The 16,406-nt window shown below is 55.9% G+C and carries 14 protein-coding genes; 13 read left to right on the top strand and 1 reads right to left on the bottom strand.

Translation table 11 applies throughout. The features are described from left to right. Nucleotides 1–69: 69 nt before the first annotated feature. A complete protein-coding gene (locus M5C98_RS12855; protein WP_272547829.1) occupies nucleotides 70–777 on the bottom strand; it encodes a Crp/Fnr family transcriptional regulator in 708 nt (235 codons plus the stop codon). Nucleotides 778–951: 174 nt separating this feature from the next. Between M5C98_RS12855 and M5C98_RS12850 the strand changes: the two genes are divergently transcribed. The 13 genes from M5C98_RS12850 (at nucleotide 952) to M5C98_RS12790 (ending at nucleotide 16,235) form a co-directional block, all read left to right on the top strand. Further along, on the top strand, nucleotides 952–1,482 hold the full coding sequence (locus tag M5C98_RS12850; protein WP_272547828.1) for an Mpo1 family 2-hydroxy fatty acid dioxygenase: 531 nt from the start codon (nucleotides 952–954) through the stop codon (nucleotides 1,480–1,482). A gap of 268 nt (nucleotides 1,483–1,750) precedes the next feature. After that, a complete protein-coding gene (locus tag M5C98_RS12845) occupies nucleotides 1,751–2,662 on the top strand; it encodes a hypothetical protein (protein ID WP_272547827.1) in 912 nt (303 codons plus the stop codon). 494 nt (nucleotides 2,663–3,156) lie between these two features. Continuing rightward, on the top strand, nucleotides 3,157–5,616 hold the full coding sequence (locus M5C98_RS12840) for a DUF6531 domain-containing protein (protein WP_272547826.1): 2,460 nt from the start codon (nucleotides 3,157–3,159) through the stop codon (nucleotides 5,614–5,616). A 12-nt stretch (nucleotides 5,617–5,628) separates the two neighbouring features. Next, a complete protein-coding gene (locus tag M5C98_RS12835) occupies nucleotides 5,629–8,589 on the top strand; it encodes an RHS repeat domain-containing protein (protein WP_272547825.1) in 2,961 nt (986 codons plus the stop codon). Between the two features lie 23 nt (nucleotides 8,590–8,612). Further along, a complete protein-coding gene (locus M5C98_RS12830) occupies nucleotides 8,613–8,867 on the top strand; it encodes a hypothetical protein (RefSeq protein ID WP_272547824.1) in 255 nt (84 codons plus the stop codon). A 123-nt stretch (nucleotides 8,868–8,990) separates the two neighbouring features. Beyond that, a complete protein-coding gene (locus M5C98_RS12825; RefSeq protein WP_272547823.1) occupies nucleotides 8,991–10,340 on the top strand; it encodes an IS5 family transposase in 1,350 nt (449 codons plus the stop codon). Nucleotides 10,341–10,445: 105 nt separating this feature from the next. Beyond that, nucleotides 10,446–12,146: an RHS repeat domain-containing protein gene (locus M5C98_RS12820; RefSeq protein ID WP_272547822.1), complete on the top strand. Its 1,701-nt coding sequence runs from the start codon at nucleotides 10,446–10,448 to the stop codon at nucleotides 12,144–12,146. Between the two features lie 92 nt (nucleotides 12,147–12,238). Then, a complete protein-coding gene (locus M5C98_RS12815; protein WP_272547821.1) occupies nucleotides 12,239–12,604 on the top strand; it encodes a hypothetical protein in 366 nt (121 codons plus the stop codon). A 146-nt stretch (nucleotides 12,605–12,750) separates the two neighbouring features. Continuing rightward, entirely contained in the window at nucleotides 12,751–13,812 is a 1,062-nt protein-coding gene (locus M5C98_RS12810; protein ID WP_272547820.1) for an RHS repeat domain-containing protein, read from the top strand. Further along, nucleotides 13,799–14,293, top strand: coding sequence for a hypothetical protein (locus tag M5C98_RS12805; RefSeq protein ID WP_272547819.1), 495 nt, complete (start codon nucleotides 13,799–13,801; stop codon nucleotides 14,291–14,293). Before M5C98_RS12810 ends, M5C98_RS12805 begins: the two co-directional genes overlap by 14 nt. Nucleotides 14,294–14,677: 384 nt before the next feature. Then, nucleotides 14,678–15,097 carry a hypothetical protein gene (locus tag M5C98_RS12800; RefSeq protein ID WP_272547818.1) on the top strand — a complete coding sequence of 140 codons (420 nt, stop codon included), beginning with the start codon at nucleotides 14,678–14,680 and terminating at the stop codon, nucleotides 15,095–15,097. Nucleotides 15,098–15,124: 27 nt separating this feature from the next. Further along, a complete protein-coding gene (locus M5C98_RS12795; protein WP_272547817.1) occupies nucleotides 15,125–15,652 on the top strand; it encodes a hypothetical protein in 528 nt (175 codons plus the stop codon). A gap of 199 nt (nucleotides 15,653–15,851) precedes the next feature. Next, the gene (locus M5C98_RS12790; RefSeq protein ID WP_272547816.1) at nucleotides 15,852–16,235 is read left to right on the top strand and encodes a hypothetical protein; all 384 of its coding nucleotides are present in this window, start codon (nucleotides 15,852–15,854) and stop codon (nucleotides 16,233–16,235) included. Nucleotides 16,236–16,406 lie beyond the last annotated feature (171 nt).

The following is a 16,406-nucleotide window of genomic DNA, read 5'->3' as shown; positions in this document are numbered from 1 at the left end:
CCCAGCCAGGCCAGTCAGGCCAGATCGCATCGGGTCAGCCGTTTGACGGGCAGATCGACGGGCCTGCGCTCAGCCGCCCGCTGCCCGCAGCGCCGGCAGGTCGCACACCTCGATCTCTCCGCGGTGCACCTGCAGCAGGCCGCGCGCCTGCAAATCCTGCAGGATCTGGTTGATGGTCTGGCGCGAGAGCGCGAGCATCAGCGACAGTTCTTCCTGCGACAGCGCGATCACGCGCCGCGACCGGGCCCCGTCCGTCCACTGGCCGTAGCCTTCGGCCATCAGCGCCAGCCGCCACGCCACCCGTTGCGGCGCGGGCAGCAGGGCCATCTCTTCCAGGGCGACCAGCGCGGTGCGCAGCTTGTCGGTCAGCAGCAGGGCGAGCGCATGCCAGTGCTGCGGGTGCCGCGCCAGGTGCGCCAGCAGCGGCTCCTGGGGCACATGCAGCAGCAAGGTGCCCGGGGTGGCGGCATGCGCGTCGTGCGTGCGCACCGAGCCGTCGAACAGCGCGATCTCGCCGAACCAGGCCGGCACCTCCAGCCGCGTGAGCAGCGAGGCGCGCGCCTTGTCGCTCTGGCCGCCCACGCCCGAGATGTCGATGGCGCCACGCACCACGGCGTAGAGCCCGCAGGGCGCGTTGCCGCGCAGGAACAGCGCCTCACCGGTAGCCAGCGAGCGGGTTTCCGCCATGTCGATCAGCGCCTGCGCCAGGCCGGGCGGCAGCGCGGCGAACCAGCGGCCAGAGCGCAGCGTGGGCAGGTGATCGGCAGGCGAGGTCATGCAGAAGATAGGGGAGGCAGAGGCGGCGCAGGCCGGTCTCGGGAAACACGTGCCGGCCGGTGCCGCACGCGCCCAGGCCATGGTGGCCGTTGTGTCGGCTGGCCGACAGACACCCTGGCTGCACTGGCGCGATTATTCCGCGCAGCGCTGATGCACAGACCCCGGAGACACCCTATGAAAACCCTGATCGACCACCTGTCGGGCTACGCCGACTACCACCGCGATCCGCGCAATATCCAGACCCATTTCGTCGGCGTGCCCATGATCATGCTGGCCGTGACGGTGCTGCTGTCGCGCCCCACGTGGCTGCTGGGCGGCCTGCCGGTGTCGCTCGCGCTGCTGGCGGCGCTGGCCGTGTGCGTCTTCTATTTCCTGCTCGATGCGCGCTACGGCGTGGCGATGGCGCTGGTGCTCGCCGCCATGCTGGCCGTGGGCCAATGGCTGGCTGGGCAATCCACGGCGCTGTGGCTGGGCGCGGGGCTCGGGCTGTTCTTGGTGGGCTGGGTGATCCAGTTCGTGGGCCACTACTACGAAGGCCGCAAGCCGGCGTTCGTGGACGACTTGGCAGGCCTGATCGTCGGGCCGCTGTTCGTGGCGGCCGAACTGGGGTTTGCGATGGGGCTGCGCCGTGAGGTGCAGGCGACCATCGAGGCGCGTTCCGGGCCGGTGCGCCCGCACCCGCGTGGGCAAGGCAGGGCTGCTTGATAACGCCCCCTTGGGGGCATTGGGGCCGGCTGGCCATTCAAGCGAAGGCCGATTCAATCGCTGGGTCTTTCTTGGCTGGGATCACTCCATGCCCATAAAGAAGGCAACTGCCATTCGCTAAAGCATTTGTCAAAAAATAGCCAGTCGATTTCAACGCGGCGCTGGTTTGAGTCGTTTGTTGGCACGCAGATGTAACCGGTTGAAATTGATTTAAAAAATATCTGCGCCTCGCATAGGCTACGGGCCCTTTCAAACCATTGTGTTCACCATGAATCGTTCCGGCATTAAAAATCGTTCCAACAACGCTGGCCACTTCAAACCCTCCAAAACCACCACCACGGTACTCAGCGCCATCGCCCTTTGCGTGTTATCCGCATGTGGCGGCGGGGGCGGCGGCGATAGCAGCATCGCCGGAACCCCAGGGGGTGCCACTCCCACAACACCCGCTCCCGGCGATACGGCCCCTGCGACGCCCACCCCTGCGCCTTCGACCGTGGCCAGCGATTGCGGTGAGGACGGCAACGTCCTCACGGTGGCGGGCAATACCGCCCAGATCGACGGAAACGTTTATTACACCGACGGCACCACGGTCATTTCCACCCAGCAACGCAGATTCGCCACGTCGAATGGCGCGAGCTTTCGCGACAAGACCGGCCTGTTCCTGGTGAACCAGGTCAATACCACCACTTACAGCAATGCGGCCGTGAATGGCAGTTTCGGCGGCAGCGTCATGACGACGACCGAAAACAATTATTCGAGCGTCGTCGGTGATGTGCGGCAGACCTATGGTTTGACCGTTTCCAATCTCTTTCAGGGCACCACCACCACGGCCAGCAGCTATTTCACGCCTTATGCCTATACCGGCGCGCCGCTGAACCCGGCCCTGGGCACGGCCTATGCGGCCAGCTACTCCACCACGACCGAAAGCGGCGGGACCACGCAGCCTGCGCTGGCACAGACCAGCATCACCACCTACTCGGCAGAGTCGGTCAGCGTGCTGGCCGGAACGTTCCCCGCCTGCAAGATCAAGGTCGAAGTGACTGGCGGCGCCACCGTCGCCAACGTCAGCTACGCCTGGCTGGTCGCGTCGGGCCGGTACAAGGGATTGGTCGTGCGCACGGCCAATGCCAGCGGCGTCAAGACATCGGAGGCGACACGCCTGCTGGTGAACGGGCAATAAAGGGAATCACACCACTGCCGAAAGCCAAAACACCGCTGGGTTGCAGGCAGAACCCATGCGGCGTTTCCCGCCTTCGGCAAGCCGCACGTTCGCTTCGGGCGCATGCTGGACTATCCATAAAGCGCTGCCGATACCTGCGGCGACCGGGATCAGCACGCGTTCGTCAAACGTCTGCCGGCCACTTCGTGGTTGATTTAACTTTAAAGCAATAAAATTATTGTTTTAAAGTTAAACTTGCGACAATGCATGTTGGTGCAAATTTTTGATCTTGAGGGTTCTCTGGCCCATCAATAAAAATTACCGACAGATCCCATTCCGTGAGTTTGATCAACCCTGCGGTTCCCTGGGGGAGTTGCGCCAGAAACACGCTCTGATGAAAGCGAGTGGGGGCATTGAGGGGTTCCCCATTTTTACCTTTACCTTTGACATTGAAGCGCTGGCCACGACTGCGCTATCGGTCTGAAAAATATTTTTTGAAATTCGCTGGAAAAATAATGAGATTTCTTGAAAAGCTGATGCTAATTTTCAATTCGCGATTGAAAAGTGTCCGGCGGTACCTGCTCCTGACGGCTCTTTTCTTGTTCTCGCCGCTGTGTGTTGCAGCTGCTCCCCCGGCTCCTCTTTGGGGGCCTCCCGGCTTTCACGCAACGCCAGGCGAAGCTTGTGAGCAGTCGATCATTGATGCCAATGCGTGGAAGCCAGGGTGGTATGAATCGTATGAATTATTGCCCGGTAGCTTTTCATATCAAAAGGTATGCATGTTTTATGCTCCTGGGCACCTATATGCAAGCGAACAAGAGATCGCCGCATCTTGTCCTTATGGGTGGTATCCTGACGGTCCTTTTGGACACCTTAGACCCAGCGAAGATAACGCCTCATGCGTTTGCCCTCCAGGAAGTCCAGTTTATTCGCCTGAATATCAAGTTTGTATAAGCAGCTTCAGCATCAGTATTGATGGTCCGGCGGCCACAAAAGTCTTGCCTGCTGGGCCGGCATTATCGATGGCTGCAACATTAAAAGCCAATGGTGAGCCGGGTAGGAATTGGCTTGTTACAGTGTCTGTTCCTGGAGGTCTATCAATCAATGGAAAGACCGATATGAATGGAAAGTTCAAATTTACTTATATTCCCCCGCGCCGCCCGATGGTTGCCCGCCTGACCGCAGCCTGCAGAGATTGCAATAACGTTAGTACAGAAATGGATATCAATGTCACAGATGTTCCCATCTGCAGAGCAGATCCAGGGGTACTGCTTGGCAATCCTGTTGCCCCTGTGTCTGGCGCCAAAATTCAAGTTGAAACTGATTGGCAGGACCAAAGTGCTCACCCTTTAAGCCTTGTTCGCACTTATCGCAGCAGCGGTAGCCAGGTCCCCGTAGGTTGGGGAGGCTATTGGTCACACAATTATTCTGCTCAGCTGGTAGGCGGCGATTTCCAACGCAATGCGCAATTCGGCAACGGGACATTGGCCCTGTTCACCCGAAATACCAAAACGGATCCCTGGGTCAACGACAGCGGGGAATACCGCTTGGAGCAAAATACGGATGGATGGCGGATCACTCGCCTGGAGGACGATGCATATTGGCAATTCGATGGTAATAACGTACTCGTCAAAATAGGGCAGCGCAACGGGTGGGTCATGACACTCAGCTATGCAGGCGGTGCGTTGACCCAGGTGACCAATGCCTTTGGTCGCAAGCTGCAATTCTTCTATGACACTCAAGGCTATCTTGCAAGCGTTACGGCCCCTAATGGCCAGACCATCGCATATACCTTGCATGGCACGGGTCGTCCCCTTGGCGTGCTTTATCCAGACAACCGAAGCAAATCCTATCTATATGAGAATGCTCAATATCCTGATTTGCTCACCGGCATCAACGATGAGAGCGGACGGCGCTATGCGACCTTCAGTTATGACGCTGACGGCCGTGCCACATCCACCAGCCACGCAGGGGGGGTACTCAGCTATAGCGTCACATACCCCGAAGGTAATAGTGCGGATAAGGGCAGCCTGACCACTGGCAGTGTCGATGGGGCCCTGTACCAAAGCAGCGTTCAAACCACCGATCCGCGTGGCAATGTGCAAACCTGGAACTACCAAGGTGGCGACGGCACGGTGCGCACCCTAGGCGCGAGCGGTCCCTTTGAAGGCGCTACCGTCGCCAGCCGCAGTTTTGCCGATGGTTTGAATCTGCCCATTCTGGAAACGGACTTCCTTGGTAACAAAACCACCTTTGAATGGGATGTTTCACGCCGTTTGCTGCTTAAAACCACCCGCGCAGCCAGCACCCCTTTGGCACAAACCACGCAAACTCAGTGGCATCCAGCGCTGCATCTGCCGGTCATGATCACGGAGGCGAGCCGCACGACCGCATACACCTACGACCCGTTGGGCAACAAGCTCAGCGAAACCATCACCGACGCTGCGAGCAACGAGAGCCGGACCGTTCGTTGGACATACAACGATCAAGGCTTGGTGGCAAGCATGACCGACACGCGCGGCAAAGTATGGACCTACGGCTACGACATTGCGGGGAACACCACCAAGGTCACCAACCCACTGGGCCATGTCACCCTGTACAGCTACAGCGGCGCAGGCCAGATCACCCAGATTACCGATCCGAATGGTGTTGTCACTGCCAATACCTATGATGCGCGCCAGCGCCTGTTGAGCACTTCGGTTGCGGGTCAGACAACCACTTATGCATACGATGCCGTAGGTCAGTTGACGCGGGCCACGCGGCCCGATGCTAATTGGATTGGCTTTGAGTACGACGCTGCCCACCGTTTGGCCGCCGTTACTGACAACCTGGGCAACCGAATCGATTACACGCTGGACAACGCAGGTAACCGTGTCGCTCAGCAAACCAAAGATCCTGCCGGTGTTCTCAGCCGCCAGATCACCCGTATGTACGACGCTGTGGGCCGCTTGCAAAAGACCACCGGCTTGGAATAAGAGACGCCCAACATGTTTGCATTGATTCAGCCGGCCTCGATGGATACAGCCGCTCTTTTTAAAGCCCCTCTGCGGTCATTCTTGCGCCGTCTTTTTCTCATCCTGTGCTGGTGCCTTGTTCCATGGTTTACCCAGGCTCAGGCCTTGACCAAAACCACGAGCGATTTAACGCTCGCGTCGTCCACCGTCTCTGTGGGGCAATCCACCACACTCACGGCAACCATCAAGCCGAGTGCCGCAAAGGGCACGGTTCGTTTCATGGCGGGAACCACGAACTTGGGTAATGCCACCCTGAACAGCACAGGCGTGGCCAGCCTGGCTACAACGTTCGCTACGGTGGGCACGCAGAGTCTCACAGCCGTATATGCGGGCAATAGCACCTACGCTGCCAGCACCTCTTCGGCAAAGCAACTGACGGTCAAGGCAACCGCCACTGCCAGCACGCTGGCATTGGGCGCCGCCCCTTCGAGCAGCGTCGCCAACGAGGCCGTTACCCTGCGGGCCACCATCAGCCCATCCACGGCCACAGGGACCGTCACATTCAAGGACGGCTCTGCCTCCTTGGGCACGGCCAACTTGAATGCCGGTGTTGCGACGCTGAAAACCAGCTTTGCCGTGGCCGGCTCCCATCACCTGAGCGCCAGCTATGCCGGTAGTGCAGCGGTCTCTGCCAGCAACTCCAATGCGCTGTCTTTCACCGTGGCGGGTGCACCGATGGCATTGCCCAGCCCACCTGTTTCGCCCACACCTGTGGTGAGCTTGGCTTATGACGCTCAAGGTCATCCGACGGTGGTGACCCAGGCACCCGATAGCCCAGACTTGGCTCTGGCAACCAGTAATGAATACGATGCGTTGGGGCGGACCAAGAAAGTTCTCGATCCATCCGGCAACAGCACCGTCATCAGCTACGACAGCAGCAACCAGGTCAGTGCTGTATTCGACCCGATAGGCCTGACGACACAGTATGACCGCGACGGATTGGGGCAGGTCAAACAGCAGCGCAGCCCAGATACCGGTAGCACCGAACTGAGTTACGACCCTGCGGGCAACCTGCTGACCAGCAAAGACAGCCGTGGCGTGCTTGCCACCCATACCTACGACGCCATCAACCGGCTGACTGGCAGCACTTTCAGCCAGGCTGGGCAGCAGAGCCAAAGCTACACATGGATTTACGACCAGACGGGTGGCGATTTCGCCAACGGTATCGGTCGGTTGACCACGATCAGCTTCCCCGAAGGGACGACCACCTATGCCTACAACGCCCAAGGGCGTGTGACCAAGGCCCAGCAAACGCTCCATCCGAACTCGACTGCCAACCAGAAGGCCGTTGTCTTATCCACGCTTTACGAATACGACGCGGCGGGCAACGTGATCGGCATGACCTACCCTTCGGGTCGCAAACTGAATATCGGGTATGGCGGTGGTTTGCCCGTTGCCCTGGGTCTCGGCAAAGATGCTTCCAGCACCCCCACCTCCTTGATCACCGGGCTGCGATACGCACCTTTCGGCGCACCGCAAAGTTGGAACTGGGCGATGACCAGCGGCTCGTTGGCGCACAGCAGGGTCATGGACACCCATGGCCGGTTGATACGCTATCCGCTGGGCGAGTATCTGCGTGACGTGTCTTACGACGGGGCAGGCCGTATCACGGGCTACACCCACTACCGTGCAGTGTCCGGTGCAACGAGCGGCTCATCGGCCCCCTCGCTGGATCAGCAGTTCAGCTACAACGCATCGGGCAGACTGACACAGGTGAGCACCGCCCAAGGAACCTGGACCTACATGTATGACGGTACAGGCAACCGCATCAACGTGGCCTCGGACAACGGCGTATCGAGCTGGTACAACCTCAAGCCCAAAAGCAACCAGTTGGCCTCCATCGATAAGCCAGCGATCACGCTGACCTATGACGCAGCGGGCAACACCACGTCGGATGGCAACTTCGCGCTGCAATACGACTTGAAAGGCCGGCTGGTTCGGGCAACCAATGCGCAGGGCTCCACCAGCTACACCTACGACAACAACGGCCTGCGGGTGCGAAAAAGCACGGGGCTGGCCGGTGGCACGACGATTTTCGTGTACGACGCCGAAGGCCATCTACTGGGCGAATACGACGCGTCAGGCAATCCGATTCGGGAAATCGTCTGGCTGGGAGACATGCCCTTGGCGGTCTTCACTCCGGATTCCGCGTATGGCGCCAATGCGGCTGCGAATGCGCCACAGGTCTACTACATCCATGCAGACCATTTGAATACTCCGCGGGTGGTGGTTGATCGTGCCAACACGGTGCGCTGGCGTTGGATGAGCGAGCCGTTCGGCACCACGGCAGCCGAGAGCAGTCCTGCGGGTCAAGCGGACTTTGTATTCAATCTGCGCTTTCCAGGTCAGTACTATGACGTGGAGTCGGGGATTCACCAGAATTGGAATCGGGATTACGTTCCGGGGTTGGGAAGATATGCGCAGTCTGATCCGATAGGGCTGCAGGGAGGGTTGAATACCTATGCATATGTGGGGGCGAATCCACTACGGTACGTTGATCCCGCTGGATTGGCCGGAATAATTCCAGGCGGGAGCTTTTGGGAGCCGCTTACCCTTGACACCGGGTCAAGTTGCGAACCCTTGATGCCTCCTCCCCGAGTCGATGATGGCGGTTGCATCGCTACCGGTGGTGGACCTAACATTTGCCTTGGACCTGGGGCGATCAGAGATGTTGCAAAAGCCGCTGTTTTTGCAACGAGAACGGCACCTGAACTCAAATCAATCTTGAAGTGGGGAAATGGCATTGAAGGTGTGCGGCGAGCTAGCGGCGGACTCGATGCTGCTGCAATGGCACAAATTCAAGGCAGCATAAGCAGAGCAGAAATTGAGACTATAAGAAATTTGTACCAACAAGCAGCAGCTGCGGGACGTGGCGGCACAGTAGCGCCTGCACGCGCTAATTATATGGATGAAATATTGAGGCTTTGGAAGTAAGTTTTTATATGACTAATTTATTCGTGAAACTGCCTTTGGTAAATGAAGGGGCGGAGCCAGTAAAAGTCCTGCTGGAACCACTTTCTGAGTATTTTGTAATTCAACCTGCTCAGCGTGTTGAGATTAATGGCATTTGTGATGAAAAAACTGCGAATCCACAATTTACTATTGCCTTAAATGATGGGTTTTTGTTGATCTATGCTCCTGGTGAAATTGCTGGATTTATTGATTGCTATGTCACTTGCGACGGTATTCGCTTAGAACCAGATGGTAATTAGTCCGTCCTGAACAATTCCCAAGCTGTTGATCTGGCTTGCAGTTCTTCGGTTTGATGGACGCAGGATTTGCAAGGTATGGTTGTTCCAGTACCTGTTTTCTTGCAAATCGCCCCGAGGAGTTCGATGGGTCCGAAGCCTTCACAGCCGCAGAGCGGCGAGTTGTTCATCTCCCGGCTCGACGAGTTGATCAACATGCAGCACCCGCTGGTCCGACTGGCGGCGCTGATCGACTGGGCCGAGATCGAGCGCACGTTCGCGGTGTCGTTCACTTCTGTGCGTGGCCGGCCGGCCTTGCCGCCGCGCTTGGTCGCCGGCCTGCTGTACCTGCAGCACACGTTCGACGCCTCCGACGAAGCCGTGGTCAATACGTGGGTGGAGAACCCGTACTGGCAGTTCTTCTGCGGCGAGACCTACCTGCAGACCGAGGCGCCCATCGATCCGTCGAGCCTGACGCGCTGGAGAAAGCGCATCGGCGAAGAAGGCGTGGAGACGCTGCTGGCCGCCAGCATCGACGCTGCCCGCCAGGGCGGCGTGATCCAGAAGGCCAGTACGCAGCAGGTGATCGTGGACACCACGGTGATGCCCAAGGCCATTGCGCACCCCACCGACAGCCGCTTGCTGGACAAGAGTCGCCAGCACTTGGTCAAGGCGGCCGAGGACAACGGACTGCGGCTGCGCCAGAACTACAACCGGGTGGCCCCTCGGTTGGCCGTGCAGATCGGGCGCTACGCGCACGCCAGGCAATTCAAGCGCATGAAGAAGGCCGTGCGCACGCTGCGCACTCGTGTCGGGCGGGTGCACCGCGAGGTGCAGCGCCAACTGCACGTGCTGCCCGAAGCGGCCAAAGCCAAGGTCCTGGACCTGCTGCAGCGCACAGGTCGCATCCTGACCCAGGCACCCAAGGACAAGAGCAAGCTGTACGCCCTGCACGCGCCCGAGGTGGAGTGCATCAGCAAGGGCAAAGCCAGGACACCCTACGAGTTCGGCGTGAAGGTCAGCATCGCCACCACGCTCAAGGAAGGCCTGGTGGTGGGCATGCGCTCCATGCCGGGCAACCCCTACGACGGCCACACGTTGGCCCAGACGCTGGAGCAGGTGGGCATCCTCACAGGCACGGACAGGCCGCCCGCCACGGCCATCGTGGACAAGGGCTACCGGGGTGTGGAGATCGAAGGCGTGCGCATCCTGCGCTCGGGCCAGAAGCGGGGCATCACGAGGACGCTCAAGGCCATGATCAAGCGAAGAAGCGCCATCGAGCCAGCGATAGGCCACATGAAGATGGACGGCAGGCTGGGTCGCAATCCGCTCAAGGGTGCGCTGGGCGATGCGCTGCATGCGGTGATGTGCGGCGCCGGGCACAACCTGCGCCTGATCCTGGCCGCGCTGCGGCTTTATTGCGTCCGATTCGGGCTGTCCATGCAGGCAGTCATCTCTGCACTGGTCGCAGCACCTGATGACCGCCGACCCGTCTGATGCTGAAAGCAGAATTGTTCAGGGCGGACTAATTAATGGCGTGGGTGCGTTTTTTTCAATTTCCCCGAAGGGACGACCACCTATGCCTACAACGCCCAAGGGCGTGTGACCAAGGCCCAGCAAACGCTCCATCCGAACTCGACTGCCAACCAGAAGGCCGTTGTCTTATCCACGCTTTACGAATACCACGCGGCGGGCAACGTGATCGGCATGACCTACCCTTCGGGTCGCAAACTGAATATCGGGTATGGCGGTGGTTTGCCCGTTGCCCTGGGTCTCGGCAAAGATGCTTCCAGCACCCCCACCTCCTTGATCACCGGGCTGCGATACGCACCTTTCGGCGCACCGCAAAGTTGGAACTGGGCGATGACCAGCGGCTCGTTGGCGCACAGCAGGGTCATGGACACCCATGGCCGGTTGATACGCTATCCGCTGGGCGAGTATCTGCGTGACGTGTCTTACGACGGGGCAGGCCGTATCACGGGCTACACCCACTACCGTGCAGTGTCCGGTGCAACGAGCGGCTCATCGGCCCCCTCGCTGGATCAGCAGTTCAGCTACAACGCATCGGGCAGACTGACACAGGTGAGCACCGCCCAAGGAACCTGGACCTACATGTATGACGGTACAGGCAACCGCATCAACGTGGCCTCGGACAACGGCGTATCGAGCTGGTACAACCTCAAGCCCAAAAGCAACCAGTTGGCCTCCATCGATAAGCCAGCGATCACGCTGACCTATGACGCAGCGGGCAACACCACGTCGGATGGCAACTTCGCGCTGCAATACGACTTGAAAGGCCGGCTGGTTCGGGCAACCAATGCGCAGGGCTCCACCAGCTACACCTACGACAACAACGGCCTGCGGGTGCGAAAAAGCACGGGGCTGGCCGGTGGCACGACGATTTTCGTGTACGACGCCGAAGGCCATCTACTGGGCGAATACGACGCGTCAGGTAATCCGATTCGGGAAATCGTCTGGCTGGGAGACATGCCCTTGGCAGTCTTCACTCCGGATTCCACGTATGGCGCCAATGCGGCTGCGAATGCCCCACAGGTCTATTACATCCATGCAGACCATTTGAATACTCCGCGGGTGGTGGTTGACCGTGCCAATACTGTGCGCTGGCGTTGGATGAGCGAGCCGTTCGGCACCACGGCAGCTGAGAGCAGTCCTGCGGGTCAGACGGACTTTGTATTCAATCTGCGCTTTCCAGGTCAGTACTATGACGTAGAGTCGGGGATTCACCAGAATTGGAATCGGGATTACGTTCCAGGGTTGGGGAGATATGCGCAAAGTGATCCTATTGGATTGGGTGGTGGCATGAATACTTACATCTATGTTGGGGGGAATCCACTGTCCCGTACCGATAGGCTGGGCTTGGCCACGGATGAGGAAATCAGAAAAGCGGTGGCAACACTTCGATGCGCTAACCCTGGTGAATTCGACAAATTAGCGAGGTCAATCACGATGGCCGACATGGGTAAGAACGGTGCAGGCATGACCGACTGGAGAAACAATATCACGTTGAATTCGAGAGACTACGGCGATAGCAGCACCCCAGTTGATAAACTGGGTCCATACCAATCTGAGCTAATGTTGCAAACAATTGCACATGAGATGCTGCATGTAAACGAGGCACTGGGCAGTCGATTGCTGAGCAATAGCTTTCGAATGGGAAATCCATTGGGGTACTTCCACCGACAGCTTGACGAAAAGGCTGATGCGATGATTACCCCAGCATTTTTGAAGCAATTCCGTGATGCAATGAGCAGCGGCGATGCGGGGTGCACATGCTCACAATAATAAAAAATTGCATAGCCTTTTTGCTGTGCATACTAATGTTGGGTTGTAATCAGCCAAGTGATTACACGCCAAAGCATATGGCCGGATCATATTTGGCCCATACCACCTCGCTAAGAACCGAAATTGCTAAGTCGTTGATAGCCTCCCCTGGGAGGCCTGTACCGCAGGCAGGTCCGTTGCAACTGCCGCAGACACCTGGTTTTAGCACGCCTGAATTCTCCTTCGGTTGGGTGACAACAGGCGGTGCCATCGTGATTCAAAGCACCAAGTACGCAGTGGTTGTGTTGCAAGAACCGACCCTTGATCAAGGTAAAGTGAAGTGGAGTTGCGTAGTGCATCCAGTTGAAGCCAAGCCCAATCTTTGTGGATCGGATTATCAGAATGAATTGCTACAAAATAAGCAGTCTGCTCTGAAAAAATTCCAAGCCCTTGATCTAAATCGGAGTTCTTCGGGTTGATGGGCGCATGATTTGCAAGGTATGGTTTTGGCAGTATCTGTTTCCCAGCAAATTTCTCCGAGGAAATCGATAGAGCCAAAGCCCTCTCCGCAATAGTTCGGTGACTATTCTTCCCGGAACCTCTCAAAACCTCCGAATTTGCAAGTTTGAGCGTCGTACCAATACATCGCTACATTGAAAGGCCGGCGGATTCGGCAACCAATGCGCAGGGCTCCACCAGCTACACCTACGACAACAACGGCCTGCGGGTGCGAAAAAGCACGGGGTTGGCCGGTGGCACGACGATTTTCGTGTACGACGCCGAAGGCCATCTACTGGGCGAATACGACGCGTCAGGCAATCCGATTCGGGAAATCGTCTGGCTGGGAGACATGCCCTTGGCTGTCTTCACTCCGGATTCCGCGTATGGCGCCAATGCGGCTGCGAATGCGCCACAGGTCTACTACATCCATGCAGACCATTTGAATACTCCGCGGGTGGTGGTTGATCGTGCCAACACGGTGCGCTGGCGTTGGATGAGCGAGCCGTTCGGCACCACGGCAGCCGAGAGCAGTCCTGCGGGTCAGACGGACTTTGTGTTCAATCTGCGCTTTCCAGGTCAGTACTATGACGTGGAATCGGGGATTCACCAGAATTGGAATCGGGATTACGTTCCGGGGTTGGGGAGATATGCGCAAAGTGATCCGATTGGATTGAATGGTGGCCTTAATACATATGGTTATGTAGGAGGGAGCCCTATTTTGTATGTGGATCCGATGGGTTTAGCCCGCATTCTAAAGCCTGACTTCAAGTCATTTAATGATGGTGTTCAATGGGTAAAAAGGTATCAAGAGCTTTTTGACCAAAACAATGCAATGAGAGAACGCATCAAGAAAAATTGTCCCAATTTGTTGAAAAAATTTGACGACTGGGCTATTTCTCTCGATCCCAACATTGATCGGGGCTATGGCAAGCGTGCAGGTAGTACATTTGCTACTACAAGATATAGCACTCAAAGCTCTCAGTTCAACTGGCCTTTCTTTAATAGGGAGATAGGAGATCCATCAGCCGCTGCTATATTTGCTCACGAATTCAGACATTTGATGGATGAGAATAATAATATGTCTCGGCCGGGAGATGGTTTCCGCGATCCGAAAAAAACGCCTGCTGAAATGGATGCAGATGCTTGGGCTAGTAAATTTTGGAGTGAACAGTGTGATTGCAGATAATGGGAAAATTTTAACCTTTTTGGCAGCTGTTTTGGGAGTTGCTTCCACATTGCCTGTTTTTGCTCAATCTTATGAGTATGTTAATCCGCTAAATAAACGCCATACTATTTCTATACAGGCTCTGCCACCATCATTCGCAACTGGAGACCGGGCAGTAATTGCGGAATTCTGCAGCCCTTCTGACAACTATGTGTGTATGTCAAGCACTGAATTCAGCTTTGCATTTCCAATTGCAAAAAAACCAGAAGTAAAGAAATGGGAATACAGAGGGTATTCTTATGAGTTAATTGCCCAAGAGCAAATGAGGGTGTTGGGGACTTCGTTTAAATTTGGGATTGTGGAAAGTGTTCAGGATGGTAAAAAAATCCGGTATTCATACTCTGAGCAGTATGGGTTAATGGCCTTTTCTGTTGAATTAAGCGACGCTAGTAACACTTTTCTTTCTGTGCATAGAGTTGGTTTTGGTGGGCGGTTAAAATAAAAAATTTCTGATTGTCAAAATGATTTAATTCAAATAAATAATTGATCTCGTAGTTTTTTCCACGAGATTGTTGTGATATTGCTTTTTCAGGTGCTAAAAAGCACAGGGCTGGCCGTGGCACGACGATTTTCGTGTACGACGCCGAAGGCTATCTGCTGGGCGAATACGACGCGTCAGGATATGATTCGAAGAGAGTTGCTGCAAACCTTGGCGCATGAAATACTGCATTGTCAATCAAGGCATTGGCGGAAAGGCAATAACAAGAGTCAGGATGGGAAATCCACTTGGGGTTTTGCATCGCCAATTGGATGCAAGGGCTGAGGCCATGATTACGCGTCAACTGCTTGACCAGTACAACAAAGCACTTCAAAACGGGGATTCAGGATGCTCATGCACACGATGAGAATGAGGGCTACGGTTTTGATGGCTGCATTTGCTGCAGCTTGCAGTCCTGTGGCTGAAGTCACGCCGCGCCATTACGTTGGTTTGGTTGTTGGTCATTCTTCGCCATTGAAGATTGAAATTGCTAAAGCGTTAATAGCATCCCCTGGAAAACCTGTGCTACAGGCCGGTCCGTTGCAATTGCCGCCACCGTTCAGCTTGGCCCCGATGAAATTCGACTTTGGTTGGGTCACAGCAGGGGGGGCCATCATGATTCAAAGCACCAAGTTTGCGGTGATTGTTTTGCAAGAGCCTATGCTTGATCAAGGTAAGGTGACGTGGAGTTGCATCGTGCATCCAGCTGAAGCCAAACCCAGCCTTTGTGGATCCGATTATCAGAATGGATTGCTTCAAAATAAATAACACTCTATCTAATGCCTATAAGCGCCAGTGGCCCGTTTCTTTTTTAATCTAAAAAAGGCCACCCGCAACCCCCTGCCAGCTGCTAAGGCTTTGGAGGGGCGGGCGGCTTATTTTTTAGCCGCTGGATATTTGACGTTACGCCCTCTTGCGTGTATACATCTTGACTGTTTTAGTCGCATCGACGCTACTCTTTCCAGAATTGGAATCGGGAGCGTCCCAGGGTTGGAAAGATATGCGCAGTCTGATTCCATCGGGTTGCGTGGTGGGCTAAAATTTCAGGGAGTGAATATGGCCGGCAATCAAATTATCAAGATGGCCTACTATGTGGCAGTTGTCGCTTTCCCTCTTGTTTTGTCTCTCACTAATTTCGGAAATTACTTCCATGGAGGTACTCTCGTTGAATTGGTTGCCATGCAGGGGGTGGCTGTAGTGATTTTTATGGTGGCAATCAAAATATTTCCGAGGGTAGGAGCGGCAGAGAAAGTTTTTGTTGTTCTCTGTGCCTTGGTTCCGCTGTTTTTTGTCATTGCTTCCTTGGTGTCATTGCTTGGGTAGTAATTTCCTTAAATAAGCCACCAGCAATCCCTACCAGCTGCTAAAGATGTGGGGTCCGGGGGGCTTCTGTTTTTAGCCTCTGCGGACGAACTGTTTAGTGCGCTTGCTGCAACACCGATCCAACACCTGCAACACAAACTTCGACTGTGCCTTAGGTAGCACACTGATGTACAAGCGGGTCATCAAAGGGAGTTAAGAAATGGCAGAAGTTAAGCTCGTTGACGTTCTTGCTCTTTGGGCGCCAAGTCTTGAGGGAAATCTGTTGGAAAAGGGTGAGGAAAATGTTGCTAGTCAGTTGCGACGTGTCATCGTGCCTGCGCAAAAAATTGCTGGTGAACCGACCGATTTTTCATTTATGGCATTTCCCTATCCCCGACTGTCTGCTGAGCAGCTAAAAGAGGCCCCGCTTGTCGAAGAGGTAAGTTATCTAATTGATCATGGGGATGCTAGATTTAGAGTGGATGTTGATCATTTTGGTCAAATCAATTGGTTTTGTATAAAAGGGGTGCCTGAGATTTATGATTTGATGAAGATTGCACTTGCTTCCACGTCGGAAAATAGCACGCCATTCTGGAAGTATTAAATAATGGCCAATTGCACGGCTTGCTGAAGCTGATCGGATGTCAGGCAATCCGATCCGGGAAATCGTCTGGCTGGGAGACATGCCCTTGGCGGTCTTCAATCCGGATGCCGCGTATGGCGCCAATGCGCTGCGAATGCGCCACAGGTCTACTACACAGCGGTATTAAGTGAA

The organism is Acidovorax sp. NCPPB 3576, assembly GCF_028473605.1.
Lineage (GTDB): Bacteria > Pseudomonadota > Gammaproteobacteria > Burkholderiales > Burkholderiaceae_C > Paracidovorax.
Note: the sequence above shows the minus strand (reverse complement) of the source record. Positions and strands in the feature narration are given on the sequence as shown.

Coding starts and splice junctions, on each gene's coding strand:
- M5C98_RS12855 (WP_272547829.1), bottom strand. CDS start 777: ATGACCTCGCCTGCCGATCACCTGCCCACGCTGCGCTCTGGCCGCTGG.
- M5C98_RS12850 (WP_272547828.1), top strand. CDS start 952: ATGAAAACCCTGATCGACCACCTGTCGGGCTACGCCGACTACCACCGC.
- M5C98_RS12845 (WP_272547827.1), top strand. CDS start 1,751: ATGAATCGTTCCGGCATTAAAAATCGTTCCAACAACGCTGGCCACTTC.
- M5C98_RS12840 (WP_272547826.1), top strand. CDS start 3,157: ATGAGATTTCTTGAAAAGCTGATGCTAATTTTCAATTCGCGATTGAAA.
- M5C98_RS12835 (WP_272547825.1), top strand. CDS start 5,629: ATGTTTGCATTGATTCAGCCGGCCTCGATGGATACAGCCGCTCTTTTT.
- M5C98_RS12825 (WP_272547823.1), top strand. CDS start 8,991: ATGGGTCCGAAGCCTTCACAGCCGCAGAGCGGCGAGTTGTTCATCTCC.
- M5C98_RS12800 (WP_272547818.1), top strand. CDS start 14,678: ATGCTCATGCACACGATGAGAATGAGGGCTACGGTTTTGATGGCTGCA.
- M5C98_RS12790 (WP_272547816.1), top strand. CDS start 15,852: ATGGCAGAAGTTAAGCTCGTTGACGTTCTTGCTCTTTGGGCGCCAAGT.